The 26,827-nt window shown below is 36.5% G+C and carries 29 protein-coding genes and 2 pseudogenes; 15 read left to right on the top strand and 16 right to left on the bottom strand.

Annotated elements, in window-relative coordinates; all coding sequences use genetic code 11:
* Positions 1 to 14 precede the first annotated feature (14 nt).
* From H624_RS0101375 to H624_RS11440, 3 genes and pseudogenes are all read right to left on the bottom strand, one after another.
* Entirely contained in the window at positions 15 to 1,121 is a 1,107-nt protein-coding gene (locus H624_RS0101375; protein ID WP_026865980.1) for a YSIRK-type signal peptide-containing protein, read from the bottom strand.
* Positions 1,122 to 1,490: 369 nt separating this feature from the next.
* A pseudogene (locus H624_RS0101370) lies at positions 1,491 to 3,097 on the bottom strand (BCCT family transporter).
* A gap of 324 nt (positions 3,098 to 3,421) precedes the next feature.
* Positions 3,422 to 3,799 carry a VOC family protein gene (locus tag H624_RS11440; RefSeq protein WP_035855499.1) on the bottom strand — a complete coding sequence of 126 codons (378 nt, stop codon included), beginning with the start codon at positions 3,797 to 3,799 and terminating at the stop codon, positions 3,422 to 3,424.
* A 178-nt stretch (positions 3,800 to 3,977) separates the two neighbouring features.
* Here H624_RS11440 and H624_RS0101360 point away from each other — a divergent pair, with 178 nt between their 5' ends.
* Entirely contained in the window at positions 3,978 to 6,035 is a 2,058-nt protein-coding gene (locus H624_RS0101360) for a heavy metal translocating P-type ATPase (protein WP_026865978.1), read from the top strand.
* A 66-nt stretch (positions 6,036 to 6,101) separates the two neighbouring features.
* Here the strand turns inward: H624_RS0101360 and H624_RS0101355 are convergent, their stop codons facing one another.
* Positions 6,102 to 6,449, bottom strand: coding sequence for a c-type cytochrome (locus tag H624_RS0101355; protein WP_026865977.1), 348 nt, complete (start codon positions 6,447 to 6,449; stop codon positions 6,102 to 6,104).
* A 142-nt stretch (positions 6,450 to 6,591) separates the two neighbouring features.
* Between H624_RS0101355 and H624_RS0101350 the strand changes: the two genes are divergently transcribed.
* Positions 6,592 to 7,020: an Rrf2 family transcriptional regulator gene (locus tag H624_RS0101350; protein ID WP_026865976.1), complete on the top strand. Its 429-nt coding sequence runs from the start codon at positions 6,592 to 6,594 to the stop codon at positions 7,018 to 7,020.
* Between the two features lie 115 nt (positions 7,021 to 7,135).
* A complete protein-coding gene (locus H624_RS0101345) occupies positions 7,136 to 7,774 on the top strand; it encodes an NAD(P)-dependent oxidoreductase (RefSeq protein ID WP_026865975.1) in 639 nt (212 codons plus the stop codon).
* Positions 7,775 to 7,834: 60 nt separating this feature from the next.
* Here the strand turns inward: H624_RS0101345 and H624_RS0101340 are convergent, their stop codons facing one another.
* Positions 7,835 to 8,593: an SDR family NAD(P)-dependent oxidoreductase gene (locus tag H624_RS0101340; RefSeq protein WP_026865974.1), complete on the bottom strand. Its 759-nt coding sequence runs from the start codon at positions 8,591 to 8,593 to the stop codon at positions 7,835 to 7,837.
* Between the two features lie 133 nt (positions 8,594 to 8,726).
* Between H624_RS0101340 and H624_RS0101335 the strand changes: the two genes are divergently transcribed.
* Complete coding sequence (locus H624_RS0101335) at positions 8,727 to 9,263, top strand: DUF1697 domain-containing protein (protein WP_026865973.1); 537 nt, start codon at positions 8,727 to 8,729, stop codon at positions 9,261 to 9,263.
* Between the two features lie 48 nt (positions 9,264 to 9,311).
* The gene (locus H624_RS0101330) at positions 9,312 to 9,806 is read left to right on the top strand and encodes a dihydrofolate reductase (protein ID WP_026865972.1); all 495 of its coding nucleotides are present in this window, start codon (positions 9,312 to 9,314) and stop codon (positions 9,804 to 9,806) included.
* 56 nt (positions 9,807 to 9,862) lie between these two features.
* Here the strand turns inward: H624_RS0101330 and H624_RS0101325 are convergent, their stop codons facing one another.
* A complete protein-coding gene (locus tag H624_RS0101325; protein ID WP_084145649.1) occupies positions 9,863 to 10,537 on the bottom strand; it encodes a TVP38/TMEM64 family protein in 675 nt (224 codons plus the stop codon).
* Positions 10,538 to 10,702: 165 nt separating this feature from the next.
* Between H624_RS0101325 and H624_RS0101320 the strand changes: the two genes are divergently transcribed.
* On the top strand, positions 10,703 to 11,716 hold the full coding sequence (locus H624_RS0101320; RefSeq protein ID WP_026865970.1) for a DUF418 domain-containing protein: 1,014 nt from the start codon (positions 10,703 to 10,705) through the stop codon (positions 11,714 to 11,716).
* A gap of 99 nt (positions 11,717 to 11,815) precedes the next feature.
* Here the strand turns inward: H624_RS0101320 and H624_RS11435 are convergent.
* Positions 11,816 to 12,499 (bottom strand): annotated as a pseudogene (locus H624_RS11435) (SDR family NAD(P)-dependent oxidoreductase).
* 91 nt (positions 12,500 to 12,590) lie between these two features.
* On the opposite strand from H624_RS11435, the gene H624_RS0101310 reads away from it, so the two are divergent.
* Complete coding sequence (locus H624_RS0101310) at positions 12,591 to 12,881, top strand: hypothetical protein (protein WP_026865969.1); 291 nt, start codon at positions 12,591 to 12,593, stop codon at positions 12,879 to 12,881.
* Between the two features lie 112 nt (positions 12,882 to 12,993).
* Here the strand turns inward: H624_RS0101310 and H624_RS0101305 are convergent, their stop codons facing one another.
* The 4 genes from H624_RS0101305 to H624_RS0101295 form a co-directional block, all read right to left on the bottom strand.
* Positions 12,994 to 13,371 carry a thiol-disulfide oxidoreductase DCC family protein gene (locus tag H624_RS0101305; protein ID WP_026865968.1) on the bottom strand — a complete coding sequence of 126 codons (378 nt, stop codon included), beginning with the start codon at positions 13,369 to 13,371 and terminating at the stop codon, positions 12,994 to 12,996.
* Between the two features lie 81 nt (positions 13,372 to 13,452).
* Positions 13,453 to 14,118, bottom strand: coding sequence for an NAD(P)/FAD-dependent oxidoreductase (locus H624_RS11430; protein WP_051220433.1), 666 nt, complete (start codon positions 14,116 to 14,118; stop codon positions 13,453 to 13,455).
* A gap of 126 nt (positions 14,119 to 14,244) precedes the next feature.
* Positions 14,245 to 14,352, bottom strand: a complete 108-nt coding sequence (locus tag H624_RS12495; RefSeq protein ID WP_156889122.1) for an FAD-binding protein — start codon at positions 14,350 to 14,352, stop codon at positions 14,245 to 14,247.
* Positions 14,353 to 14,438: 86 nt separating this feature from the next.
* Positions 14,439 to 14,822, bottom strand: a complete 384-nt coding sequence (locus tag H624_RS0101295; RefSeq protein ID WP_026865967.1) for an RrF2 family transcriptional regulator — start codon at positions 14,820 to 14,822, stop codon at positions 14,439 to 14,441.
* Positions 14,823 to 14,969: 147 nt separating this feature from the next.
* Here H624_RS0101295 and H624_RS0101290 point away from each other — a divergent pair, with 147 nt between their 5' ends.
* Positions 14,970 to 15,356: a hypothetical protein gene (locus H624_RS0101290; protein ID WP_026865966.1), complete on the top strand. Its 387-nt coding sequence runs from the start codon at positions 14,970 to 14,972 to the stop codon at positions 15,354 to 15,356.
* Positions 15,357 to 15,383: 27 nt separating this feature from the next.
* Here the strand turns inward: H624_RS0101290 and H624_RS0101285 are convergent, their stop codons facing one another.
* The gene (locus H624_RS0101285; RefSeq protein WP_026865965.1) at positions 15,384 to 15,770 is read right to left on the bottom strand and encodes a GtrA family protein; all 387 of its coding nucleotides are present in this window, start codon (positions 15,768 to 15,770) and stop codon (positions 15,384 to 15,386) included.
* A 150-nt stretch (positions 15,771 to 15,920) separates the two neighbouring features.
* Between H624_RS0101285 and fabF the strand changes: the two genes are divergently transcribed.
* From fabF to H624_RS11420, 4 genes are read left to right on the top strand one after another with little or no spacing between them, the layout of a single operon-like run.
* Entirely contained in the window at positions 15,921 to 17,156 is a 1,236-nt protein-coding gene (fabF, locus tag H624_RS0101280; RefSeq protein ID WP_026865964.1) for a beta-ketoacyl-ACP synthase II, read from the top strand.
* Positions 17,157 to 17,185: 29 nt separating this feature from the next.
* Positions 17,186 to 18,067 carry a DegV family protein gene (locus tag H624_RS0101275; RefSeq protein ID WP_026865963.1) on the top strand — a complete coding sequence of 294 codons (882 nt, stop codon included), beginning with the start codon at positions 17,186 to 17,188 and terminating at the stop codon, positions 18,065 to 18,067.
* Positions 18,068 to 19,054 carry a phosphate acyltransferase PlsX gene (gene plsX, locus H624_RS11425; RefSeq protein WP_051220432.1) on the top strand — a complete coding sequence of 329 codons (987 nt, stop codon included), beginning with the start codon at positions 18,068 to 18,070 and terminating at the stop codon, positions 19,052 to 19,054. It abuts the gene before it with no gap.
* A 43-nt stretch (positions 19,055 to 19,097) separates the two neighbouring features.
* Entirely contained in the window at positions 19,098 to 19,328 is a 231-nt protein-coding gene (locus H624_RS11420) for a glycine zipper domain-containing protein (RefSeq protein WP_156889121.1), read from the top strand.
* Between the two features lie 104 nt (positions 19,329 to 19,432).
* On the opposite strand, the gene H624_RS0101260 is transcribed toward H624_RS11420, so the two are convergent.
* Positions 19,433 to 20,404, bottom strand: a complete 972-nt coding sequence (locus tag H624_RS0101260; RefSeq protein WP_342664959.1) for a YkvI family membrane protein — start codon at positions 20,402 to 20,404, stop codon at positions 19,433 to 19,435.
* A 274-nt stretch (positions 20,405 to 20,678) separates the two neighbouring features.
* Between H624_RS0101260 and H624_RS0101255 the strand changes: the two genes are divergently transcribed.
* Genes H624_RS0101255 through H624_RS0101245 form a run of 3 tightly spaced genes read left to right on the top strand, consistent with a single transcriptional unit; the run spans position 20,679 to position 22,712 of the window.
* Complete coding sequence (locus H624_RS0101255; protein WP_026865960.1) at positions 20,679 to 21,572, top strand: MurR/RpiR family transcriptional regulator; 894 nt, start codon at positions 20,679 to 20,681, stop codon at positions 21,570 to 21,572.
* Positions 21,573 to 21,578: 6 nt separating this feature from the next.
* Positions 21,579 to 22,226, top strand: a complete 648-nt coding sequence (locus tag H624_RS0101250; RefSeq protein WP_035855344.1) for an HD domain-containing protein — start codon at positions 21,579 to 21,581, stop codon at positions 22,224 to 22,226.
* Between the two features lie 15 nt (positions 22,227 to 22,241).
* Positions 22,242 to 22,712, top strand: coding sequence for a peptide-methionine (S)-S-oxide reductase (locus H624_RS0101245; protein ID WP_026865958.1), 471 nt, complete (start codon positions 22,242 to 22,244; stop codon positions 22,710 to 22,712).
* Between the two features lie 203 nt (positions 22,713 to 22,915).
* Here the strand turns inward: H624_RS0101245 and H624_RS0101240 are convergent, their stop codons facing one another.
* The 3 genes from H624_RS0101240 to H624_RS0101230 all read right to left on the bottom strand — a co-directional run bounded on the left by H624_RS0101240 (position 22,916) and on the right by H624_RS0101230 (position 26,709).
* Positions 22,916 to 24,049, bottom strand: coding sequence for a trans-sulfuration enzyme family protein (locus H624_RS0101240; protein ID WP_026865957.1), 1,134 nt, complete (start codon positions 24,047 to 24,049; stop codon positions 22,916 to 22,918).
* Between the two features lie 121 nt (positions 24,050 to 24,170).
* Positions 24,171 to 24,884 carry an aggregation-promoting factor C-terminal-like domain-containing protein gene (locus tag H624_RS0101235; protein ID WP_026865956.1) on the bottom strand — a complete coding sequence of 238 codons (714 nt, stop codon included), beginning with the start codon at positions 24,882 to 24,884 and terminating at the stop codon, positions 24,171 to 24,173.
* Positions 24,885 to 25,140: 256 nt separating this feature from the next.
* Positions 25,141 to 26,709: a YhgE/Pip family protein gene (locus H624_RS0101230; protein WP_026865955.1), complete on the bottom strand. Its 1,569-nt coding sequence runs from the start codon at positions 26,707 to 26,709 to the stop codon at positions 25,141 to 25,143.
* Between the last annotated feature and the right edge of the window lie 118 nt (positions 26,710 to 26,827).

Here is a 26,827-nt window from a genome sequence, read left to right as displayed (position 1 = left end):
AATTTAAGATGATATTACGAATTTTTGTTAGATTTTTTACGTCTAGAAAACAGAAGAATTGAGCCTAGTAATGAAAGTACAAGTGCAAATGTTGGAAGCAATGCATTTTGTGATTCACCAGTGTCTGGTAATTTTTCTTGACTAGTCTTAAATGTCATATCCTTATCGATATTAGGCTGACTGGATACTTTTTCTGTTTTAAACTTCTGTACTTCTAGGTTTGAAGCATCAACTTGTTGATTTACATATTCGAATGTAGAGATATTTTTTGAGTTTGAAGAACTTGACTGTTTTGTTTCTACTGTCTGTTCTATTGAATCTATGTGTTCAATTGATTCTGCAGGCTCAGTCGGCTCCTTTGGATCTGTCGGATCTGTTGGCTCCGTTGGTTCGGTCGGATCCGTCGGATCGGTTGGTTCTGAAGGGTCAGTTGGCTCTACAACTTTAGTACCTACTCGAATAATTTTGTTTACAGGGCTAGAAGTTGAACCAGTTTCGGGATAGTTTTCATCAATATAAGACAATGATTCCTCTGGATCTTCACTTATACTATCATCAGTAACAATCTCTTCAGGACTATCATTTATTTCTTCTGTATTTTGAGGTTCTTCGATATTTACTTCTTGCTCACTGACAGTCTGGTCTATAGACGGTGTTTCCCCAGTGGGTACTTCTTCTGTTTCTGTAATTGAATCTGCTTCATTAACTTCTACATTATTTGTTTCTTGTGTAGTCACTGCTTCTTCTACAGAATCTTGACTTTCAATTTCTTCTGTAGGTATAACTGCTTGTTCGGTTTGAGTAGTGGAATTAGATACGGCATCTTCTGTTGTTTCTTGTTCTTGTGGGGTAACATCTTCAGAAGTAAGGGGTGTAGCATTGTTTTCTTCTATAAAGGTAAGTGCTTCATCAGTTTGATTAGTTGAGGTGAGTTCAGTAGTTTCTAAATTCGTATCTTCCGTAGTTTCAAGTGTGTTATTATCAGCAGTCACTTCATCAGCTTGTACAACAAGTGAACCACTTAGAAAGATTAAAGTACCTATGATTAGGGACCCTACACCAGTTTTAAACTTACGGATTGAGTAACGATTCAGTTTCTTATTTTGTTGGTTGTTTTCCATGTTTCATCTCCAGATTCAATGTATAGGAAATTATTGGTTATATATCCTAATGTATCTATTAAGTATTTTTTGAAGAAACTGTCAATTACAATATTTTCTGATTATAAGAAAAGAAGAATTAGAAGGCTTATATGACAAGGGATTTGACTGAATTTATCAACTTTAAGCATTTAAAAACGTAAAGTTGAAGGAGGCTATTTAATCATTTGTTTGAACTGAGGATAGACGAAACATTCTAGTGAGGACTAAAATATTACTTAGAATTTAGATAAGTAATTGCATTATAAAAATAGTTGTATAACTAAAATAGAGACTACCTCTAAAAAGGTAGCCTCTGTCTTAGTTACGGAAGAAGATCGAACTTACAAACTAGTCTTCCCACCATTTATTTTTCTCTTTGGCATATGTGATAGAAAGCGTTCGTCTCTTTTTTTCTTTCACATTTCTTGATCGTTCTTCAAGCTTAACACGGTCGTTACTTAAAGTTTTAATGAACGATATCATTAGCATTATAAATATGATGATTAAAGGTACACCAGCTACTATAGAAGCTGTTTGTAATAGATTTAATGCATCGTCACCACTAATGAGTAATAGTGAAAATGGTAATAGTGATAAAGCAAATGCCCAGAATAAACGGTTCCAACGATATGGCTCATCTTCTATAGATGTTTGAGTTGCACCAGCGAGAATATATGAACCTGAATCGAATGTTGTTGCTAGATATATAATTGCTGTGATGACAAAGACAGCAATTACTAATTTACTTAAAGGCAATTGGCCTAAGACAGCCATTATCGCACCTGGCCCACCTTCATTACTCAGTACTTCTGTTACAGAAAATGTGCCTGATAATTCTAACCATAAACCGTAGTTACCTAGTATTCCAAAGAATAATACACTTCCTAAGGTACCATAGACGATAGTACCTAAGATCACTTCTTTTAAATTTCTACCTTTGGAAATACGTGCAATGAATAATCCTACGAATGGCGCATATACTAACCACCATGACCAATAAAATACTGTCCATGACTGAGGGAAGTTTTCTTCAGGTATATCTGCACCAACGCCACCAAATGGTTCGAGCCAGGTTGCCATTCTAAAGAAATCAGTAATCATTAATCCGAGGCTAGATAGCGTTGTTTCCATTATGAAAACAGTTGGCCCTAAAATGAATACAAACAATAATAAGCCAAATGTTAACCAGATATTAATATCACTTAAAATCTTAATTCCGTATTTAAGTCCTGAATACGAACTAACTGCAAAAATTAATGTAGCGACTACTAATACACCAATGCGAATTGCCACGGTATCTCCGTCGATATTAAAAATCGAACCGATACCAACTGCAATCATTGGCGTCCCTAAACCGAGTGTTGTACCAGCTCCGCCGAGCAAACCAAAAATAAATAATACGTCTATTATTTTACCGACCCAATTATCTGCATGCTTACCGAGTATAGGTCGACAAGCGTGACTTATTTTAATTATAGGTACTTTTTTAACATATAAAGAGTAAGCGATTGGCAAGGCTGGTAGTACATATATTGCCCATGCAATAGGACCCCAGTGGAACATACCATATGTAGCAGCATAGTTGACAGCTTCTTCACTTCTTGGTTCTAAGTGAAACGGTGGTGCATCGTAGTAGTATGCCCATTCAATCACACCCCAATATAAAATACTTGAACCAATACCAGCACAGAATAGCATTGCTGCCCAGCTAAGCGTATTAAACTCTGGCTTTTCTGATGCTTCTCCTAAAGTCACATGACCATACTTACCAAATGCGATGTAAAGTACAAAAAGTAAAACTGCAAGACCAATGCCTAGGTACACAGTTCCTAATTGACCAGTCACAATCTCATTTAAAGACAGAATAACCTGTTCACTGACTTCTGGGAAATAGATTAAAGGGATTACTACAGCAAATAAAACAATAACAGCCAATATAAAAGTTCCCAATCCATTGTTTTAAAATGTTTCATAAAAAACCTCCATTATTTAATCGATTACCTAATTGTAAGTCGTTTTAAGACTAACAAAGTAACTAGCTTTTTCAAATTGACCGAAGAAGATTAGTTTCAATTATAGACATTATAGATTTTATTTTCTTATCAAAATTTCGTTTAGTTGAGTGTGAAAGTGGTTAAAATTTTTTAAAATTGTATTCTTAAGGAGTTCATAAGAGAAGTCTTTACGAGTGTATTTTATGAGTATGATATGTTTTAAAATATGATATTCTACAATTCTGATAAAAGAGTGCTATTATTTAATGACGAGATACTTACTATTTACAAGGCATTATAAAACTCTATTACATTACTTTCTGGATCAAGTATATGGAAGCATCTTATTCCCCATATATCACGATTTGTCGGTTCTGTAATTACATTTGTTTTAGATTTAAAATCTTCATAGGTTTGGTCAACATCATCTACTTCAACTACGATAACTTGTTTATGGTTTTTATATTCAGTTTCATCGTTGAAGTTCAGGGCTTTTATCATATGTTCTTTTATAAATAGGGATAAATAAACTTCTCCCAATTTAAAGTCAGCATAGTTAGAGTTTTCATTACCAAAAACACATTCTAATCTCAAAGTTTCATTATAGGAATTAAACATGCTTTGATAGTGATCAGTTAATAACCTAACATTTGTTATTTTCATGTTAAACCACTTTCCTTTTAGAATTTCTTCTTTTTTAATACCAATCTTTATAACTTGTTAATCTCTATATTTTTAGTTCTGAACCTTTATTTACTTAATAGCAAACAGAAAGCTTTATACCCCCCTACAGTATATGGTATAATTCACTTAATGAAGTAATTACAAAGAGGTGAAATTTTTGGAACATAATGAAAAACATTACGAACATGGTGACAAAAATCATCACCAACATGACGAACATACACAACACAACCATGATAATCATACTGGTCACACTCATCATCATGGAAATTTTAAGGTGAAATTTCTTGTTTCACTGATTTTTGCGATTCCAATTATTTTATTTTCCCCAATGATGGGAATTGACTTGCCGTTTCAATTTACCTTTCCAGGATCTGATTGGATTGTCTTAGTACTAGCGACAGTTTTATTCCTCTATGGTGGACAACCATTTTTAGCGGGTGCGAAGAGTGAAGTAACTAGTAAGAAACCAGGTATGATGACGCTCGTTACTCTCGGTATTTCTGTTGCATATTTTTATAGTTTATATGCTTTCTATATGAATCATTTTACTGATGCAACATCTCATACAATGGACTTTTTCTGGGAACTAGCAACACTGATTTTAATAATGTTACTTGGACATTGGATTGAAATGAATGCAGTTGGAAGTGCTGGAGATGCACTTAAAAAAATGGCTGAGCTCTTGCCTAATACTGCAATTAAGGTAGTAGAAAATGATGAACGACAAGAAATAAACATATCAGATATTATGATTGATGATGTTGTTGAAGTTAAGGCAGGAGAAAGTATTCCAACAGATGGTTTGATTGTTAAAGGGCAGACCTCGGTTGATGAGTCTCTAGTAACTGGTGAGTCTAAAAAAGTTCAAAAAGAATTAAATGACAGTGTAATCGGAGGTTCGGTAAACGGCTCTGGTACCATTCAAGTTAAGGTAACAGCGACTGGCGAAGATGGATATTTATCACAAGTTATGGGACTTGTAGATCAAGCCCAAAATGATAAATCTAGTGCGGAACTTCTATCTGACAAGGTAGCAGGCTATTTGTTCTATTTTGCGGTTAGTGTTGGTTTGCTTGCTTTTATTATCTGGCTTCTAATCAATAATGATGTCGATTTTGCACTTGAGAGACTTGTTACTGTACTGGTCATCGCTTGTCCACATGCCCTTGGATTAGCAATCCCATTAGTCACGGCGCGCTCTACATCTCTTGGTGCACAAAATGGTTTAATTCTAAAAAATAGAGAGGCTGTGGAAACAGCGGGAGATATTCATTATGTCATGATGGATAAAACCGGTACTTTAACTGAAGGTGTATTCTCAGTAAATTACTATGAAAGTTACGTAGATGAATTAAATGATGAAGACGTACTAAGTAAGTTTGCATCATTAGAAAGTCAGTCTAATCATCCACTAGCAAAAGGGATTGTGGATTTTGCTAAAGAAAAAGATACCTCATATTCTACTCCTCAGGATATAAATAATATCCCAGGGGTTGGTTTAGAAGGTATGATTGATGATCAACATTATAAAATAACGAGTGCCTCTTACCTTGATAACAATCAGATTGACTATAATAAATCACAGTTTACAGAGCTGGCACAACAAGGCAACTCAATTAGTTACTTAGTCCAAGATCAACATTTAATCGGCATTATTGCTCAGGGTGATCAAATTAAAGAAAGCTCTAAACAAATGGTTGCTGATTTAAAATCAAGAAATATTACACCGGTTATGCTTACAGGTGATAATAAAGAAGTAGCTGTAGCAGTTGCTAGAGAATTAGATATTAACGACGTTCATTCAGAGTTAATGCCTGAAGATAAAGAACGTATTATCCAAGACTATCAAGCGCGAGGTAGTAAAGTCATGATGGTGGGAGATGGTATAAATGATGCACCAAGCTTAATTAGAGCAGATATCGGCATGGCAATTGGTGCGGGTACTGATGTTGCAGTGGAATCAGGCGATGTGATACTCGTTAAAAGTAACCCATCTGATATTATTCATTTCCTATCTCTTTCTAAAAATACGATGAGAAAGATGGTACAGAACTTATGGTGGGGAGCGGGATATAATATCATAGCGGTACCACTCGCTGCAGGGATCTTAGCATTTATGGGTCTCATTCTGTCTCCTGCTGTAGGTGCAATTTTGATGTCTCTGAGTACAATTATTGTGGCTATAAATGCATTTACTTTAAAATTAGAATAGATGAAATAAGCCCCACTTAAGTTAAGAAATCCAACTTAAGTGGGGCTTATTATCGGGAGGCTAAAGTTATTGTTCGCTAAAGAATGTGTAGAGTGCAGATAGTTCATCATTACTAACTTGATCTTCACTGAAGGCAGGCATCTGTCCTTGACCATTCCTTACAATTTCTTCGAAATCATCTTGACTTAAGCTCGTTCCTGCAAGTGCTGGACCCATATTACCTGAGAAATCTTCACCATGACAAGATGCACAGTTATCTCTCGCAATGCCTTCAGCGTCAACGTCACCACTCGATGCACTGCTATCTTCTTCTGTTGAAGCATCTTCTGTACTTTCTTCATCTGCACCGCCACATGCTCCGAGTACAAGCACCATAGACAGACCACCAGCCATCAACAATCTTTTGAAATTCATAAACTGACCCCCTAATATTTTTAAAGATACTATATATTTAATATACCCAACTTTTATAAAAATAGGTCAATTTATGTTTTTAATATAGAATGTTTGACTTTCATTTTAGGTGTAAACACAATGGTTACATGAGGTGGTTGAAATGAAAATTAGCAGTCGTTTCACAGTTGGTGTTCATATACTGACTTTAATTAAGATTGAACGAGAATATACATTGTCTTCAACTCAGATTGCAGAGAGTGTAAACACTAACCCTGTAGTTATTAGAAGATTAATGGGTAAACTAAAAGAAGCGGGTTTAATAGAAGTTTCACGTGGAAATACAGGTGCTAAACTTTTAAAATCATTAGATGAAATCACATTGTTTGATGTGTACAAAGCTGTAGAAGTAGTAGAAAGTGGACATCTTTTTCAAATTCATGAAGATACCAACCCTAAATGTACAGTAGGTGCTAATATTCAAATGGTCTTGGAAGTAATTTTAGAAAGTGCTCAAGGAGCAATGGAAGCAGTACTAAAGGATGTAACTTTAGACAATATTGTTAATAAGATTCTAGTGAATAACGGATAAACTTATCCGTCTTTCTATATTGTAACTGTAATTGTTACAGTTACAATTATTGAACGTTATTTAATTCATTCAACCCACTCTACTATCTAAATTTAAAAACTTAGGAGGAAAATTTATGAAAATTGGAATCATCGGTGCAAGTGGAAAAGTAGGTAGTCTAGTATTAGAAGAAGCACTTGAAAGAGGACATGATGTAACTGCAATCGTTAGAAATGCTTCAAAAATAATAAATGACAATGTGGAAGTTGTAGAGAAAGAAATATTTGATATTACTTCAGAAGATTTACAGAACCTAGATGTTGTTGTTAACGCATTTGGTGCCCCACTTGGTGAAGAAGAAGCACACGTTACATCAGGTCGAGCATTGATTGAAGCACTAAAAGGAACAGATACTAGAGCGATTATCGTTGGAGGTGCAGGTAGTTTATACGTAGACGATGCACAAACAACTAAAGTGATAGATACTCCAGATTTCCCGGAAATTTTTGTTCCAACTGCGAGCGGACAAGGTAGAAACTTAGAAGACTTACAGAATTCAGAAGGTATCACTTGGACATTCTTAAGTCCATCAGTTGATTTTAATGCAGAAGGTCCTAAAACAGGTAAATATGAAACAGGTAAAGATAACCTAATGGTTAACTCTAAAGGAAATAGTTACATTAGTTATGCGGACTATGCTTCTGCACTTGTGGATGAAAATGAAGAACATAAACATATAAATGAGCGTTTTACAGTAGTTGGAGAAGAAGAATAAGAAAAAAGTTAAAAGGCATAACAGAATTAAATCTGTTATGCCTTTTTGTATATAACATCACTAATCAGCCTGCATACCACCATCAACATTGTACATTGAGCCTGTAACAAATGATGCTGCATCAGATCCAAGAAAGTATGCAACTTTTGCTACCTCTTCAGGTGTACCAAAACGGCCAAATGGAATGCCTTGTTTAAGTGCTTCACCTGATTTTTCAGGTTCTCCTGGTGATAAGTTATTTTGAATATCTGCTAGCATATCTGTATCAATAGCAGCAGGTGCAATCGCATTGACTCTTATGTTATGCTCTGCTGCCTCTAATGCTGCAGTTTTAGTTAAACCTGCTACGGCATGTTTGGATGCGATATAGCCTGGCATGCCTGCAGAACCAATGTATGCCGCATTAGAAGCGGTATTAACAATGCTGCCATATCCTTGGTTCTCCATTTGTGGAATCACATGTTTTAAGCCGAGAAAAACACCAGTAGTGTTAATTGACATAATCGTATCAAACTCGCTCTTATCTAATTCTTTAATCGGCTTAAATGGACCATTAATTCCTGCATTATTATAGAAAATATCGATACGATCAAACTTTTCAATTGTTCGTGCGACATATTTTTTTACGCTGTCTTCATCTGTGACATCACCAACTATAAGTTCGATATTGTCACCACCGAGGTTATCCTTAGCCGCATTCAATGCTTCTTTTTTTAAATCTACTAGGACGACTGTATTACCGTTGTCTAAATGTTCTTTCGCAATAGCTTGACCAATTCCGCCGGCGCCACCTGTAATGAGCACAATCTTATCTGTCATTATTGCAATTCTCCTTTTTCATTTAGTAATTCAAGTATAGAAATAATTAGAAAGAATAATCAAAATATTAGCTTATTATTTTGGGTATAATAAATTGAAGTGTTCTAAGATACTCATTTTAAGGAGGACGATTATGAAGTATATCGCTCTGTTAAGAGGTGTCATGCCGACAGGTAAGAATAAGGTAATGATGGCAGATTTAAATGAAGTTGTTTCTAAAGCGGGTTACGATAACGTAACAACCTACATTCAAAGTGGCAATATCATTTTTGATTCTGATAAATCAGCAGAAGAAATTAGCAGTGATATTCATGAGACGATTAAGAATGATCTCGGGCCGGAATTACCTGTTATTGTGAAAACTGTTGATCAGCTTCAAATGATTGCAGATCACAATCCCTATAAAGAAGAAAAATATAGAAATAGCGTTGTTTATATCGCTACAAGTATGTCTCAAATAGATACTGAGAAACAAGGAGAAATACAGGCTCTGTCAAAGGAGGGAGAATATATCACTTTTACTGAAGAGGCGATATATTATTATTTGTCTAACGGTATGCATAATGCCAAGATTAATAACAATTTCTTAGAAAAGAAATTGGGAATTACACTAACTACACGGAATCAAAACACGATTGAGAAAATTATTGGAAGGGTAAAGACTAACTAATCAATGATGTAAAGTTGTAGATTAGAAATCTTACAGGAGTGATACTGTATGTTGGCATATGTATGGGCAGAGGATCAAAACAGACTTATTGGCAGTGGTGACAAGTTACCATGGAGATTACCTAATGACGTAAAGTTCTTTAAAGATATCACCATGCGTGGTGATGTTGTAACGGGGCGTAAAACGTATGAAACAATACCAAATAGACCTTTAAAAGATCGGAGAAATATTGTCCTCACCTCGGATGAAAACTATGTGGCTGAAGGTGCGATTATCGTTCATTCTAAGGAAGAGATATTAGAAATTGATAAACAGGAAGCACGTGATTTGTATATCATTGGTGGCGCTAAATTGTTCGAACTATTTGAAGATGAGGTGGATGAACTCTTCAGAACAGTGATACACGATACTTTTGAAGGTGATGTATATTTTCCAGAGTCATTTGATTACTCTAAATTCGAATTGGTTTGGAAAGAAGAAGGCATAGTAGATGAAAGAAACAAACATGAACATACCTTTGAGCAATGGCGTAGGAAAAAATGAAAAGTAATCCGTATGTTCTTTAAATAGTTAACATACGGATTTTATTTATTGATATATTAATTATCTTCACGTGCATTTCGCCAATAGCGATAAGACACCCAAGTTGATATCAGTACTAATACCCAAGCCCCTACTAATATGATGCCATTGAATAGTGATTGGTTGGCAGCGAAGGCACCGAGGGCAACCAAGGAGATTTGTCCTGGTATAGATGCAACAAAAGTTGCTGCTACAAATGCATACTGATTAACCCCAAGTGCACCTGCCCCATAGTTAACAGGCCAGTATGGTAGGCCTGGCATCAATCTTGCCGTACACATCGCTAAGAAGCCTGCGTTACTCAAGTATTTTTTAACAGTTGTCCCATGCCGACCCAAGAGTTTAAACGTGAGATCTTGTCCTGTAAGTCGGGCTAACCAGTAGCCAAGCCATGATCCAATCATCACACCTGTGAAGGAGAATAAACTACCTGCAATGACACCGTATAATGAGCCTGCAACAAGCGCTGGTATTGTTACGGGAATTGGTGTGATCGCAATGAGTGCTGTTATCCCTATAAAGACTAACCAACCAGCCCATCCATATCCTTGAATCATATCTCTTAATACGGCAGGTTCAGGCACATTGACATTAAAACTCAACCAAATTAATAGGCCGATTACACCTACTGTTGCTAATAAAGAGATGGTAGATCTTAAAGAAAACCCATCTGATTGTTCTTCTGGATTCATGAAATTTTCCTCCTTTCACAGGTATAAAGTAGTAATTATTATTAAGAATCTATTTTTATCTAACATTATATACTTCTGAAGTGACATTATAGTCACAGTTATTGTAAAGCATGTCGACATAAGTTACGATACATCTTGTTAAAAATTAAGAAACGAGATGAAAAAATGAATACTTTAAACAAGAGGATTGATGCTTTAGATTATTTACGTGGATTTGCCTTGTTAGGTATTATCCTAGTCAATGTTGGCGCAATCATCAGTGTACAGAGCCCGCATACTGAACTTGATATTCTATATAGAAAACTTTTAGATTTTTTTGTAGAAAGTAAGTTCTTTACCATCTTTTCGACATTGTTTGGTATAGGCTTTTATATTTTTATAAATAATGCAAAAAAGAAGTCTCAAAATATTTACATGTTGTACTTAAGAAGAATCGTTGTACTTGCAGTATTTGGTCTATTACACATGCAACTTCAGCCGGGTGAAGCGTTGCTTAGCTATGCGATTTTCGGATTAATATTACTCCTGTTCTCATTTTTGAAAAAGGAATTGAATGTAATCCTTGGCCTGATACTGTTAGTTGCTTGCCTGTACTTTGACGTGAAAATTCTGGCTGCACTTGCTTACTTTATACTAGGTTATGCATTTGCACAATATGGTTTAATCTATACATTTACAAAAGCGAAAAGAAAATGGCAGATTGTTGGTATCCTTTCTGGTTTAGCTAGTGTGGCAGCAGTCCTAATTATGCAATCATACTACGTTTTACCTCATATTGACTTAGTTGAACAAACAAGTCGAACATTTGAAGAGTACCCAGATCAAGTGAACTCATATAATCATATCGTATTTATGCTATCACCAGTGCTGACAATCTTTTATGCAACATTAGTGATCAGCTTATTAAACACTAATCTCGGAATGAAATTACTTTCGCCCCTAAAATATTACGGACGAATGGCATTAACAAACTACTTCGGTCAAACAGTTCTAATTTGGCTAGCATGTACAATATTTTTTGAAGGACCAACTCGCCTTATTTACACACTATTCCTTTGCATAGGCATATATGTCATCCAGTTAATCTTTACCTACTACTGGTCGAAAGTCTTTAAGTATGGGCCTTTAGAGTACATTTGGAGATGCCTAACTTACTTGAAAATTATGCCGATAAAATAAGAAAGAGCAGTCAAAGACTGCTCTTTCTTTATTTGTCATCGGGTGTGACGGACTGATACAGGACTGCTGTATCAGTCAGCATCCGTCCCTAATTTATTATTATTGTGCTGTAAAGCCACCGTCGACAGTTAGGGTGTTCGCTGTCATAAATGATGAATCGTCTGATGCTAAGAATAAAGCAGCTTTAGCCATCTCTTCTGATGTACCTAATCGTCCGATAGGTGTGACATCTGATAGTGATTGCTTCATTTCTTCATGAATAATTGGTGTATCAATGAAGCCTGGGCATAAGGCGTTTACTCTAATATTTTCAGCGGCATACTCAACACCGAGAGAACGCGTTAAATTAATTACGCCACCTTTTGCAGCATTGTAAGCAGCACTACCGGCTGCACCAATCCAACCATACATAGAAGCTGTATTGATAATATTTCCGCTACCTTGTTTTCTGAATAAGTCGATTGCAAATTTCGAGAATAAGAATACTGCATCTAGGTCAACATTAACTGTCTTTCTATACTCATCATAAGATACTTCGTGTGTTGGTTTAGTTGCACCTATTCCAGCGTTGTTAAATAATATATCTACTCGACCAAATTTTTCAATTGTCGTATCAAATACCTTCTTAGCATCTGCTTCACTCGTTACGTCCGCTTGTACGAAAACTGTATCTCAACCGATTTCTTTTGCAACTGTTTGTCCTTTATTTTCATCAAGATCTACGAGCACGAGTTTAGCGCCTTCTTGGTTAAATAACTCTACAGTCTTAATATATGATTTTATTCACATTATACAAAATATTTTCTAGAATACTAAGATTGCCCACTTTATATTCTGGGTACATGAAAGTATACACCGAAGGGAGTTTTTATTCATGGAAATTAAGAATGTACAATTAGAAGCAATCCCTGATTTCGAGCATCAGCTTGGACTGGAAGACGTAAAATATTTAACACTATGTACTGAAGAAGGTATCTTTGCCCACTTAAAAGGGGTAGCGACAGAAAATGAAGATGAAATTGAAGTATCTTTTGGTTTTATAAATGAATTCAACGAAAGTATTGCTAAACAATTATATGAGAAGTTTATAGAACAAAATATTTCCGAGGAAATAGTGTTTGATCCAGCTAGTGAAGCTGAAGAAGCATTTGTTGAATCATTATAAAAATAAGCCGTACGTTGTAAGTCAACGTACGGTGTTTTTGATTGTTGGTATAACTAGAAACATAAGGATTATAAGCAACAAAAAACACCCCGCTCTCACGAGGTGCTCTGAATTAAGCTAGATACATAGCTCTAAATTTATCGTTCGACATCTTGCATTTATCATCTTTAAAAACTCGGTGACGATTTTTCGCAATCCATCTATAAAGCTTATCTCTTAAACTTTTCGGAACGATATGGGTAATGCTCACAATTTTGAATAATGGATGAAGTGCTGTCGTAAGTTGAATAACGGCATCGGAATAGTAGTACAATTGGTTATTATCTATAAATATTAGGCTGTCGACATTAGGATTTAAGTCCACATTCTCTATAGTCCACTGGCTATTGAAATCCGTAATATACAAGTTTTTATCTTTATTGATAAAAACAACGAACTGGATTAACCGACTGCACATGTTGCAGTCACCATCATAGATTAAGATTTTCATATAACCACCTTAAAGGTTCAAAATTCTCTTTACTTCATTCTAACAAATTAGTTCTAGACAGCAGACTAACTTGTTTTTACCTTACTTATAAAAGTCTTCTTTTAAACGTTTAATTATCATGAATTTCGCCACATCTCCACCATCGGCGGCAGCATTGATTAATGGTCTTGCAAAGTTAGCTTTAGTCTCCCCACTAACAAATAGCTCAGAAACGGAAGTTTCACCAAATTGATCTGTTATGATTTGCCCTTTTTCATCACGGTCTACATCTAGATTCTTAAGGGATTCATAATCTGTATCCCATTTCATGGAAGCAATCATGCCACCAATTTCTTCGCTTGTATTGTCTTCAAAGATTAAGCTTTCGACTTGATTATCTTGACCAGTCATCTCTGTAATCACAGCGTCTTTATAGGCATAACCTTTTGAGTCAAACAGCGCTTTAAGTTCTTCGGTCAACACATCATTTCCATTGGTACAGATTAATAGATCATCACTCCAATTAGATAGAAGCATGACAATATGGTCAATTGACATTTCATCCACCATTATAGCGATACGGCGATGTTTCATTTCATAGCCATCACACCATGGGCAGTAGAATACTGATTTACCATAAAACTGTTCGAAGTTTTTAATGTCCGGGTAAAATTCTCTTATTCCAGTTGCCAGAAGCACTTGTTTACTTTCGTAGCTTGTTTTTTCTGTCGTCACTTTAAAAACTCCATCTTCTTTGACGATATTCACTACACGATCTTCAACTGTTTCAACATCTTCGTATTTTACTACATCTGCTTTGGCACTTTGTCTAAACTCATCTGGTGATACGCCATCTTGTGTTAAGTAGCCATGTGATTCTGTCGTTACCTTGTTTCAAGGTTGGTTATTGTCTATGACTAAGGCTGCTGTCAAACCTCGTCCAAAATTTAATGCTGCACTTAAACCTGCTGGGCCACCGCCAACTATAATTACATCGTACATATTATTCCACCTTTATATATATTATAGAGTTTTTATATCCATTATAACTCGATTAAAAAAACGAACTGAAGAATCAAATCGTTTTTTTAAACTAAAGAAGCGATGCTTTTACTTTTTAATGATTGAATCATATCATTTTCAACACTCATCATTAAACGATTAATCTTACATTCATCACCATGATTAAAGCTGTCCTCTAAAAGAGAGGGGTGTCCATCAATTGCATGGATAATATCGTAGACTGAAATATCCTGCCAATCCTCTGGTAGAGAATAGCCACCTTTAGCCCCACTACTCGCTATGATATATCTTTGTTTAACTAATCGAGCGAGTATTTTTGAAAGGTATGTTGTCGATACTTTCAGTTTCTTAGATAGGTCTGCAACTGGGAATTTTTCATTCTTATCTTGTTGGCTAGCTAAAAAAGCCATAACATGTAATGCATAATCTGTTCCTCTAGAAAACTTCAAAGCCTTACGCTCCTTTATGGATATTATGAGTCTATAATAACGGTATAAGTTTAATGTTGCAAGGAAAAGATTTAAACTTGTTCATATTGAGTTCATATACGACCAGTACTATGTAGGTATTACTAAAAAAGAAAAAGGAGCATTTTTATGAAAAGTCCGGTTAAAATTCTCTTGGTTGCAGCAGGCTTATTCGGCTTAATTGGTTCAGTCATGGGTGCACATATGGCGGGATCTGGTTCATATGCACTTCGACCAATTCACGCCCATATTCTCGTTGTAGGTTGGTTAAGTCTATTTTCTTGGTCAGTCTTTTACCAGGTATTTAATGTGAAATACAATGGTCTTGCAAAATTCCACGTTTGGACTGCAATTATTGGAACGACAGGTCTAGTATTAGGTATGTTTGTTAACAATGTTGCTTCTCTCGGCTTACCAGAAGTCTTTTCATTGATTCTCTATATTGGTGGCGGCGTTACATTGTTACTCAGCTTTATTACATTTTTTGTACAGACACTCTTATATCAGTCTAAATAATAAAATACCGCCATCAGGCGGTATTTTTTATATCGCTCTATAACGTCTAAACGAAATATAACGGTTAATGACATACTGGACTAGTGTTGCAAACATTGTCGCGAATATTTTTACTAATATCGCATTCCATCCTAGGGTCTGATGGAAGAGAAAGACGAGTAGAGAGACAATAACAAAGCCTATGATCCCAGCACTTAAGAAAGAGATATAGCGTTTGAAAAATTTGCTGGAAGCCTTGAAATTAAAATAGTAGTTGATTAGGAAATTTGTCGTGACCCCGACAAACGTACTAATCAGATTTACAAGCTGAACATGAATATCTGTAAAAGTATACAGGATGTAAAACAGCCCTAAATCCAGCACACCTCCAACACATGCAATTAAAATATATTTAAAAAATTCTACTCTCTTCATCAACGACACCTACCTATATTTCGTTGAAGTATAGCATAATGAAGGCCAATTTTCTAAGGGATTGAAGTTATAAGTGGAATACTTGTCGTTATGATAGGATTACAATGTATATTAAAATGGTATCTATTAAAGGAATTGAAGGGATGAAGTATGGTGCGAGTTGTTGTAACGGGCATGGGTGCCGTAACCCCGATTGGTAATAACGTAAACGATATTTGGCAAAGTATTAAAGATAATAGGCATGGTATTGGACGTGCGACAAAAGTGAATCCAGAAGATTACAAAACGACACTTGCTGCAGAAGTTAAAAACTTTGATCCAGAGCATGTGATCAGCAGAAAAGACGCGAAAAGAATGGATTTATTTGCGCAATATGCTGTGGTAGCGGCTAATGAAGCGATTGATATGAGTGGTTTTACAGTTACTGAAGGGAATGCTTACGATGTAGGTGTCATCGTTGGTACCGGATCAGGGGGTTATCTCGCTATGGAGGATAATGTGAGAAAACTACACGATAAAGGTCCGAACAAAGTAGAGGCACTCTTTCATATCAAAACACCAGTCAATATGGCAGCTGCAAGTATTGCCATGCATCTCGGAATAAAAGGAGACTCAATGGCAGTATCATCAGCATGTGCGAGTGGCACTCACTCTATCGGTGAGGCATTTCTTAAAATCAAATCTGAACAGCTGACCGCTTGTCTTGCAGGCGGTGCGGAAGCGACGTTAAATGATTCTTCTTATAGTGGTTTCTCAGTCTTAAAAGCGATGTCGACAGAGTCGGATCCAGACCGAGCATCTCGCCCATTTGACAAAGAACGTGACGGTTTTGTTCCTGGTGAAGGTGCGGGGATTTTAATGTTGGAATCTCTAGAATCAGCCGAGGCGCGTGGAGCTAAAATCTATGCTGAGATTGTTGGTTATGGTGCGACAACGGATGCATACCATGTAACAGCACCTCGACCAGACGGGCATGCTACTGGTACAGCAATGAAAAAAGCAATCAAGATGGCAAATATCTCAGCTGCTGATATTTCATATATTAACGCCCATGGTACGAGCACACCAGCCAATGATTTAAGTGAAACGAAAGCTATAAAGTTTGCGCTTGGAGAAGCAGCTTATAATGTAGCTATATCTAGTACAAAGAGCTACGTGGGGCATATGTACGGTGCTTCTGGTGGTGCTGAAGCGGTAGTGACAGTTCAATCATTGATGCATGATTTTATACACCCTACACTAAACTTAAGGAACCATGACCCAGAATGTGATTTGGATTATGTACCATTAACTGGTCGTACTCAAATGATTCAATATGCACTCTCAAATTCCATGGGATTTGGTGGACATAATGGTTCTCTATTGTTCAAAAATTGGAATGATTAGAAAGAGATATTTTCTAGGAGGAATTGCGAATGAAGATAGCAGTACTTTGCGATAGCTCAGCTTATTTACCTCAGTCGCTCCGAGAGCGAGAAGATGTGTTCCAAGTTGACTTTACCTTAGCGCTCCCAAATGGTGAGGTAATTACAGAATCAACTGATGAAGTCCATTTAAATGCATTCTTTAAAACATGGATGCAGGATACAAAAAATCAACCTAAGACCTCTCAACCAGCGGTTCAAGACTATCATAGAGAATTTAGACAAATTATCGGAAAAGGTTATACCACTGTCATTGGAATATTTTTAAGTTCTAAAGTAAGCGGGACTTTTCAAACTGCCGAGGCAATTAGTGAAGAATATAGAAACCAGTTAACGATTCATAACATTGACTCTCTGGGGCTGTCAGTTAATATGGAACAGTTAATTATTCAACTCACAAAAATGATTGATGAGGATAAGCCCTATGACACGATTAAAGAAGCGCTCACATGGTTAATGACCTCGAGTTGTTTTTTTGCTGGACTTGAGAAAAGTGATCACTTTATAAAAGGCGGACGAGGAAAGTCTTTAAAACCTGTTGCAGAGAAATCCTTAAAAACCTTCCCAGTATTAGAATATGTACAGGATGATACACCTTTGTTAAGAGAAACATATCGGACTACAAAACAACGAAATAAGGGATTGGCTGAACTTGCTTTAGCTTACAGTAAAGAGTTTCCTAATCACCAAATACAAATCAGTATTGGACATACACTTTCAGAGCACAAGGCGCTCAAATTAAAAGCAGCAATTCAGTCAGTATTACCTGAACAAGTCATTCAAACTAGACTGATTGGTACAGCCTTTTGTTCTCACCTCGGTCAAGGTGCCCTATCACTCGGTTTCATGCCAGTTTTTAAAGAGGTGGACTAGATGATAAAGATTGCAGTTGATACAGTAGGCGGAGATTTTGGAGTCAATACAACAGTCTATGGTGCTTGCCTAGCTATGGAAGAACAAAAAGACCTCAGCTGTCTATTTTTTGGTTCACCTCGTGAAATCAAGGCAGCTCTCCCTGAATTTTCGGACATGAACCGTGTAAAAATTATCGAGTCGAATAATGAGATTACAGATGATGATCATGCATTAAAAGCAGTCAGAAGAAAGCAGAACTCTGCTTTAGTTCGAGGTATAAAGGCCGTCAGTGAAGGACAGGCAGATAGCTTTATATCTGCAGGATCTAGCGGTGCAATCTATCTTGCCAGTATGTTTTATATTGGAACTATTGAAGGTATAGAACGTCCGGCAGCAGTCTCTATATTACCAACGGTCTCTAAAGAATCACCATACTATCTTTTGATTGATGCTGGTGCGAATATTGCGAGTAAACCGAAGTATTTAAGTGATTATGGTAAATTTGGTAGTGCGATTGCTAAACAATTACTTGGCGTGACAGAACCAAGAGTGGGACTTTTAAATATTGGTACCGAACCATCTAAGGGTGATGATTTTAGGAAGGCCGCCTATGCTAATCTAGAAAATGAGCAGACTATCAATTTCATAGGAAATGTAGAACCGACAGATATTTTAAAAGGTACGAATGAAATTGTACTGACAGACGGCTTTACTGGTAACATTCTGCTGAAATCCGTAGAAGGCACTAGCCAAATATTATTGAATGATTTATTGGCAGTTATAACTACAGAAGAATCGTTGGATAAGAAGACATTAGCCGTGGTCGAACGTGCTATTCAACAGAGGGTTAATAGATTCACCAATGAAGATATCGGTGGTGGTTTTATCTTGGGAATTAAGGCGCCAATTGTAATCACACACGGCTCAGCTGATGAGAAAATGTTTAAAAACAGTGTATTAACTGCAGCACGTTTAGCAGTGAACAATGCGTTTAAAGATTATTGATGGTACTATGGAACTAACCAAACAATGTGGGGAGGCTGTATTCTTGGATAATGAAGAGAAAAAGGACCCTCAGAATGAACATGAGAGCGGCTTGAACATGCAGTGGTTTGCGATAGGAATTGCTTTTGGGCCTGTGATTGGGATGTTTATAGGTATATTTATTGATAATCTTGCCTTAGGAGTTGCCTTGGGTATGCCCGCTGGTATCTTATTAGGCGTTATTATGGGAGCGATTGACCCCAAAGGTGAAAAAAATAAGAATAATAGTAAATGAATAATGATATGCTCCCCCCTAAGTAGACACTTAAAAAAGTAAAAACTTAAGGGGGAGCTTTTTTTGAAATCAAATATAGTGCACACAACTAGTGAATTATTATATTACATTAATTTTTTCTTACTTGTCTTGTTTGTAATCCATCTAATGAGTAAGGCTAAGGTAATAAATAGACCGATATAACCAAACAGTGGATAGACAGTATTTACTAAGTCAGCAAAGCCTACAAAGCTAAATAGATAGCCTAATATTAGTAAAATGAATAGTAAGAGTCTATATGGTTTACTATTTGGAGCAGTAAAGCGATTTAGTAGTGGATATAACATACCCACACAGCTGTTAAAAATGACGGCAACCATTACGGTAGCCATTGTATACATTAATACGGGATGGATTTGTTCTGCCATGAGTAGAGTCGGTAATTCAACCGTATTTGCTTCTTGGATATTACTTAAAATACCTGCCACCATTATTAATAGTAATACTGAGAAGATAACTCCGCCGTATAAAGCACCACGTCGAGCAATTTTATGTCTGTCTGCTTCTGCACCGACGATAGTTAAGAATGAAAAACTGTTACCGATAATTAAACCACCATATGTGATAGCGTCCCACCACCAAGATCTTGTAGGTGTGGTAAAAATATCAGTGTGTTGGTTTACCTCACTGAATGGTACGCTCGGATTTAAAATATTATAACCTGCAATAACTAATACTGTTATTACGAGTAAAGGCGTGACTGCGCCTAATATAGAAAGTATGCTGTCGAATTTAACTTGTAATACGACAAATAAGAGTAACACAATAATAAGTGATCCGAGCCAGGTTGGTACACCAAAGCCATCATAAAAGGCTGCTCCACCACCTGCAATCATTATTATAGTTGTTCCATAAAGGAAGAAAATGAGTAGGTAATCAATGATTCGACCTACTATAGGACCAAACATTGCATTTAAAGATATGTCATAAGATTCCGCTTCGAGTCGATAACCGACTTTTGCAACTTGTCTTGTTGCAAAGATAACAATGAGTCCGGAAATTATAGCTCCAACAAGGCTGAACTTTCCATAATTCACAAAAAACTGTAGGATTTCTTGTCCAGTTGTAAAACCTGCACCTACGATAAAACTGAGATAAGCAAAAGCAATTCTGATAGAGTCTTTATTAGCAGTGCTGATAATATTCCTCCTCTAGAGTTTTGAGTCAACAATAAATTATGTTAACATACTTTAGTTATAAATAAAGTATGATAAGCCAAATATTTTTATTTTGGTGGATATCAAACCATTTTATTATGCTATAATTTGATACTAAACGTGGTTATGTACCCATGAACATGGAGGTGTGGATATGGATGACAGAACTATACTGGACTATTTAATAGAGAATAAGAGTAAAATGACAAAGAAACATCAGGCTATTTGTGATTATCTATTAGAAAATCATTCAGAAATTAGTATGATGTCAGTAAAAGAATTTGCACAAGAAGTGGGTGTTGGAACAACTACAGTCTTACGTTTTACTCAAGAATTAGGATATAGTTCGTTTTTTGATTTAAAGAAGCAGTTCTTTGAAATTCACAAAACCTATGCATCCAAGTGGAGTCGTATTCAATCGTCATTTGATGTGGATCAAGACGAAAACTCTGATAAGTTGATTGAAGATATTTGGAGTGAAAATATTAGTGTATTAAAGCGTACTTTAACACCACAACTTTTAGACAGCGTACATGTGGCTGTAGATCTATTAGTTGAAAGTAAGCATATTCATCTTGCTGGATCAAGACCTTATAAAGCAATGGCGATGTATATGGAAGCTTTACTAACAGAATTTGAACCTAGAGTACATCAATTGTCTATGGATATAGATAATATTTTAGACCGATTAATATTACTTAATCATGAGGATGTTATTGTAGTTATTGCCTTCTCTCCATATTCCAATCGCATGATAGATGTTGCGGAGATTGCCCATAAGAACGGTATTCCAGTGATTCTTATTACAGATGAATTATCAAATCCGATCAGTCAGTATGCCAAAATTATAATGAAGGTAGATACCAGTACCAAACACTTCACTGTAATTTCTTTAGTGACATTAATTGAAGCAATCGTTGTTGAATACGGTAGTAGGCTCGCACCCCAATCAGGTGATAATGTAGAGACATTAGCTGATTTATTAAAGGAAAAGTCTTACTTGACCGGTGTAGATTTAAATTTAAACTCTAAAAAATTTAAGGGGTAAAACTTTATGAAAGCACACATCGCCCTCAAAGAAATTGAGGACTGGGTAAAAAACCAACTCATACATGAGACAACTGGCCATGATTGGTATCACATTGAAAGAGTGACGAATCTGAGTAAAGAATTACTGAAGTCTGAAAATGCAGATACCTTTACTGTAATCGCTGCTTCCCTTCTTCACGATATTCCTGATGAAAAATTAGAGGATGACGTTGAGGCCTCAATGAAAAATATAAAAGATTTTTTACTAAGTCTTGATATTGAGGAAACAGTTATCGATAAAATTCTAACAATCATTAGCACAATATCATTTAAAGGTGGTCATGGTGATAAGCTGACATCTATGGAGGCATGCATTGTTCAGGATGCCGATAGACTGGATGCTATTGGGGCAATCGGCATTGCGAGAACCTTCCAGTACGGCGGTGCGAAGGGGCAAGCTATGTATGACCCAGAGGTAGAAGTCAGAAACGATATGAGTGCAAAAGAGTATAGAAAAGGAAACTCTACATCTATCAATCACTTCTATGAAAAACTGTTACTATTAAAGAATAAACTGAACACTGAACGAGCTAAAGAAATTGCACAAGAGAGAGAAGACTTCATGAAATTGTTTCTGGACCATTTCTTTAAAGAATGGAATGGTGAGTTTTAAAGGGGGGTGTAAACTATGGAAACAGTATATCTAGCTGGTGGTTGTTTATGGGGTGTACAAGCCTTTGTAAAAACACTTCCGGGAGTTATACATACAGAAGCAGGACGCGCGAATGGTTCTACAAACACATTAGAAGGTGATTATGATGGTTATGTAGAATGCGTGAAAACGGAATTTGACCCTGATGTCACCTCCGTATCAGATTTAATGAATTTTCTTTTTGAAATCATTGATCCGTTTAGTATTAATAAGCAAGGCGTCGATGAAGGTCCTAAGTACAGAACTGGTTTTTATAGTGAAGACATTGAACATCTAAAGGAAGCTAAAACTTTTATAGAGGTTCGCCATGACCGAGACGAAATTGCGGTAGAAGTTGCTCCGTTATTAAATTATGTAAAAAGCAGTGAAGAACATCAGGATAGATTAGATCATTACCCTAACGATTACTGTCATATTCCACAGGTACTATTAGAAAAGTATAAATGAATTGAAAATAGGGTTGGGACAAAGACCCCCTGAATATATAGGAAAATAATAAAATATACTAGAAAAAGCCGGACGTTAGACTTCTAGGGGGAATAGCATCTGCGTGAGACTACAGGCTCACGCGATGCCTTAAGAATTGCTAACGTCCGGCTTATTTATGAAGAGGATGGTTTTTGTCCCAGCCCCATTTTATTACCCGTATATTATATTTGTTCTAGAGCTTGATTTAGGTCGGCTATGATATCTTCCACGTTCTCAAGACCTACGGATAATCTTAAGAGGCTGTCAGGAGAAATCGTTAGTTCTTTTTCAACAGACGCACGGTGCTCAATGTAAGAATGCGTACTGCCTAAACTTGTTGCTTGAACAATCATTTCTACGCTATTCGCAACCTTCAAAGCCTCATCTGCCCCACCTTCAACTTCAAAGGATAAGAGCCCACCGAAGCCGGACATCTGCCCTTTAGCGATAGCATGACTTGGATGACTTTTTAGTCCAGGATAATGAACAGCTTTAACCTTGTTGTGTGATTCTAAAAATAGGGCCACATCCAAGGCATTTTTAGCATGTGCATGGACTCTTAAAGATAAAGTTTCTATACCACGAAGTGCCAACCAGCATTCAAATGGAGATGGGACCCCACCTTTATTGGCTTGATGGAGTCTCATATTCTCTAACATTTCACTGCTTTCTTTCGCAATAACTGCACCTAGGAGCACATCACTATGACCACCAATGTATTTTGTAACAGAATGGAGTGAAAAATCTGCACCTAAGTCAAGTGGTTGTTGGAAAACAGGTGAAGCGGTCGTATTATCCACTACGGTAATCGCACCAACACCCTGAGCTAAGGATACGACTTTTTTAATATCAGTGATATTTATTTGTGGATTAGACGGTGATTCAATCCATACTATACCTGTTGGTTTCTCATTGATTGCGGTTTTAAGTGCATCGCCATCAGTCATATCGATAGTAACTATGTCGAAGCGCTGTCCAATATCCGTCTTTTCTATTAATAATTTAACACCGAAATACATCTCGTTAGGTAAGACGATTCTTTTAGGATACTTTTTCGGTAAAGATTCAATGACTGCGGTTATTGCTGCCATACCAGAAGAGAATGCGATTGCATCATAACCGTTTTCTAAGGCGGTCAGACATTCTTCAAGGGATCTTCTATTTGGATTTTTACTGCGGCTATACATTGTCTCATTAATATATCCACCATCAGCTTGTCTTTCGTAGGTCGAAGATAGGTGTATAGGTGCTGTTACAGCACCAGTATTTGGGTCAACACTACGACCAACATGTATTGCTTTTGTTTCAAAGTGCATGCTATCCCCTCATTTCTTTAGATGAAATCATTCTACACTTTATTATCTGAATAATCACTAAAAGCTGACAAAAAAGAGACTCCAGATCATCTGGAGTCTCTTTGGTTATATAATGGTGATCTTACCACCAATTGTTTGCATTACGGAATTGGATAGCGTTATCGATTGAACCATAACGTCTTTCAGCGTAGTCAAGCATACCTGCAGTTTGATCTGCTACTGAACCAGTTCCCCAAGATTCTTTAGTTTGACCAAGACCTTGGTAGCCGTTTGGACTTACTGCGTTCGGGTTACCACTTGATTCTGGAAGAACAATGTTATTCCACATAGCTTCAGTACCACCTGCAGCTAAGAATTGTGATTTAGTTGAACCATTTGAAGATGAAGTAGATTGAGTTGGAGCAGGAGCTGCTGGCTCAGATACTTGTTGTTGTGTTTCTTGAACTTCAACTTCTTCTACAGCAGGTGCTGCTTGTTGGTTTTGTGTGTTGTAGTTAGTGTTGTTTGTTTGTTCAACTTCTTGAACTTCTTCTACTTTAGGTGCTTCTACAGTTTCGTTAGTGTAGTTAGTCGCAGTAGCGTTACCGTTAGCACTGTATGCCCAAGAGTAGTTCGTTCCATCTGAAGTAAAGTCATAGTTCACATTGTTTAATGTGAAGTTGTAGTCATATGCACCTTCATGGATTGGAGCTGCATTTAATTCAGCTGGGTTATTTTGAACTGTTTGTGCAAGTTCTTCTTTATTGATTGATGATGCATCTACGTCTTGATCTGCTACTACGCCTGTTACGCCTAAACCTAAAGCTAATGATGTTGCTAATATTGTTTTCTTCATTTGTTTTCTTCCTCCAAAAAAATAATTCTAAAATTTCAATGCCTATTCTTTAACTGTCGTTCTGTCGACATGCACTGTATTTTTTACTGTCTCTCTAGGACAGTTACTAATGTATCACATAAATTGATTACGTATGTTACAACGCAATAATAATGCAATTACAGTTAGAGACAGCTTTGTAACATTGAAATATTCCTGTATTATTTCAGACTATTGACATTAGGATGTCAAAAATTTGGGAAAGAATTTCTGCCTACTATCCTTCAAAACGACTCATCTTATTGATTTTTTCTTCATATGCAGGGAATTTATCTTTTAGCCAAAGTACGAGTAGGATCATCAAGTAAAGAACGATTGAAATCACTGCTAGATAAATGATTACTGTAGAGAACTCTACGTTGAATGCTTGATTAAATATCGCATCTTTAAAGCCTGAAACAATAAAGGCCATTGGTAATACATCGAAGAGTGATTGATAGAAATTATTAGCAGTTTCTATTGGGAAGGTACCGCCACTTGATGATAGTTGGACAATGAGTAAGACAATACCGAGAAACTTACCAAAGTTACCGAATATGGTAACCATTGTCGCAATGATTATTATGGACACTAATGACCACATAATCATGGCAAAGTAAAATCTCCAATGACTGTATATATCAATCTGCATAATCCAAACAATTGTTGCATAAAGCAAACTTGAAATCAGTACGGAGTGAGAGATAAATAATAACCCACGGCTAATCCATCTTGAGACTACGGAAGCTTCCTTATCAAAAATTTTGTTGATAGGGTAAACAACGTTAAACGTTATTGCACCGATAAATAAGCTGACTGCAACAACCAATGGTGCAAATCCTTGAGCGTAGTTATCAGTTTCCACTGATGTTTCAGTTGTCAGTTCAATCGGATGTGTAATTGCATCGGCACCTTCTGATGTAAATACTAGGCCAGACTCATCCATGCGATTTTGAAGTTCTTGGAATTGGCTCTGAACTTCCTGTAAGCCACCAGATAGTTGTTCTGAACCAGCTTTCAATTCACTTACACCACTGTTCAGTTGACCGATACCGTTATTAAGATCACCTGCACCACTTTCTAACTGACTTTGTGCACCAGTAATAGGTTGAGCGTAATTACCGAGTAAGGCTGATGCTTGATTGAGTTGACTAGAAAATTGTTGTTCACCACTATAAAGCGTATTTGAACCTTCTTGTAGTTCTGCTGTAGAACCTTGAAGTTGTAGAAGTCCCTGATCTAGGGCAACCGCACCTTCAGTCAGTTCATTAATGGCTTGTTCAGCTTCGCCGCTACGATCAGATACTTGAGCAATTTCATCAATTAAACTAGAAGTATAAGTACTAGTAATCTCAGTTTGTATATTCTTCTCTAATTCTGAACCTGCTTGTTGAGCCATAATTGATCCGATAAAGTTATAGCCTGGATTTGTGTGAAGTGTGAGGTTTACTTTTTCTGGTTGTTCACTTAATAAAGAAGCAGCATTATCTGATGCATCTGATGGAATCACTAGATAACCATAAGCATCCCCACTCTGTACTGCTTCTTTTGCTTCATCAAGTCCTGTAAACTTCCAATCGAACCGATCGTTGTCCGACAGTTCCTCTTCAATATTGGAACCTATATTGATATCCTCTGTACCTTCATCTTCATTTACTATATGAAAGGCCATATCTCCTGTACGATCATAGGGATTCCACATTGCGCCGAGAAAAGTTAAGGAATAAATAACGGGGAATAAAGAAACGAAAAATAAAGTCGCTATTAATAAAGGTTTCTTAAATATAAATTTAAAATCTTGAAACATTAAATCATCCTCTTTTTTTATGGTAGAATTATCATACACTGTGTACAATAACCCATTATATGTACAAAACAATATTATTCAATAGTCGATATTCACTAATGTGTAAGATATCCGACAC

The sequence above is a fragment of the Jeotgalicoccus marinus DSM 19772 genome, from assembly GCF_000425825.1.
In the GTDB taxonomy this organism is placed as follows: Bacteria; Bacillota; Bacilli; order Staphylococcales; family Salinicoccaceae; genus Jeotgalicoccus; species Jeotgalicoccus marinus.
The sequence above is the reverse complement of the archived record's forward strand: the minus strand, read 5'-3'. Positions and strand labels throughout refer to the sequence as shown.

Bases quoted from the DNA above. Each gene is read 5' to 3' on its own strand.
- H624_RS0101375 (WP_026865980.1), bottom strand. From the start codon at position 1,121: ATGGAAAACAACCAACAAAATAAGAAACTGAATCGTTACTCAATCCGT.
- H624_RS11440 (WP_035855499.1), bottom strand. From the start codon at position 3,799: ATGAAAATAACAAATGTTAGGTTATTAACTGATCACTATCAAAGCATG.
- H624_RS0101355 (WP_026865977.1), bottom strand. From the start codon at position 6,449: ATGAATTTCAAAAGATTGTTGATGGCTGGTGGTCTGTCTATGGTGCTT.
- H624_RS0101350 (WP_026865976.1), top strand. From the start codon at position 6,592: ATGAAAATTAGCAGTCGTTTCACAGTTGGTGTTCATATACTGACTTTA.
- H624_RS0101345 (WP_026865975.1), top strand. From the start codon at position 7,136: ATGAAAATTGGAATCATCGGTGCAAGTGGAAAAGTAGGTAGTCTAGTA.
- H624_RS0101340 (WP_026865974.1), bottom strand. From the start codon at position 8,593: ATGACAGATAAGATTGTGCTCATTACAGGTGGCGCCGGCGGAATTGGT.
- H624_RS0101335 (WP_026865973.1), top strand. From the start codon at position 8,727: ATGAAGTATATCGCTCTGTTAAGAGGTGTCATGCCGACAGGTAAGAAT.
- H624_RS0101330 (WP_026865972.1), top strand. From the start codon at position 9,312: ATGTTGGCATATGTATGGGCAGAGGATCAAAACAGACTTATTGGCAGT.
- H624_RS0101325 (WP_084145649.1), bottom strand. From the start codon at position 10,537: ATGAATCCAGAAGAACAATCAGATGGGTTTTCTTTAAGATCTACCATC.
- H624_RS0101320 (WP_026865970.1), top strand. From the start codon at position 10,703: ATGAATACTTTAAACAAGAGGATTGATGCTTTAGATTATTTACGTGGA.
- H624_RS0101310 (WP_026865969.1), top strand. From the start codon at position 12,591: ATGGAAATTAAGAATGTACAATTAGAAGCAATCCCTGATTTCGAGCAT.
- H624_RS0101305 (WP_026865968.1), bottom strand. From the start codon at position 13,371: ATGAAAATCTTAATCTATGATGGTGACTGCAACATGTGCAGTCGGTTA.
- H624_RS12495 (WP_156889122.1), bottom strand. From the start codon at position 14,352: ATGTACGATGTAATTATAGTTGGCGGTGGCCCAGCAGGTTTAAGTGCA.
- H624_RS0101290 (WP_026865966.1), top strand. From the start codon at position 14,970: ATGAAAAGTCCGGTTAAAATTCTCTTGGTTGCAGCAGGCTTATTCGGC.
- H624_RS0101285 (WP_026865965.1), bottom strand. From the start codon at position 15,770: ATGAAGAGAGTAGAATTTTTTAAATATATTTTAATTGCATGTGTTGGA.
- fabF (WP_026865964.1), top strand. From the start codon at position 15,921: ATGGTGCGAGTTGTTGTAACGGGCATGGGTGCCGTAACCCCGATTGGT.
- H624_RS0101275 (WP_026865963.1), top strand. From the start codon at position 17,186: ATGAAGATAGCAGTACTTTGCGATAGCTCAGCTTATTTACCTCAGTCG.
- plsX (WP_051220432.1), top strand. From the start codon at position 18,068: ATGATAAAGATTGCAGTTGATACAGTAGGCGGAGATTTTGGAGTCAAT.
- H624_RS0101255 (WP_026865960.1), top strand. From the start codon at position 20,679: ATGGATGACAGAACTATACTGGACTATTTAATAGAGAATAAGAGTAAA.
- H624_RS0101250 (WP_035855344.1), top strand. From the start codon at position 21,579: ATGAAAGCACACATCGCCCTCAAAGAAATTGAGGACTGGGTAAAAAAC.
- H624_RS0101245 (WP_026865958.1), top strand. From the start codon at position 22,242: ATGGAAACAGTATATCTAGCTGGTGGTTGTTTATGGGGTGTACAAGCC.
- H624_RS0101240 (WP_026865957.1), bottom strand. From the start codon at position 24,049: ATGCACTTTGAAACAAAAGCAATACATGTTGGTCGTAGTGTTGACCCA.
- H624_RS0101235 (WP_026865956.1), bottom strand. From the start codon at position 24,884: ATGAAGAAAACAATATTAGCAACATCATTAGCTTTAGGTTTAGGCGTA.
- H624_RS0101230 (WP_026865955.1), bottom strand. From the start codon at position 26,709: ATGTTTCAAGATTTTAAATTTATATTTAAGAAACCTTTATTAATAGCG.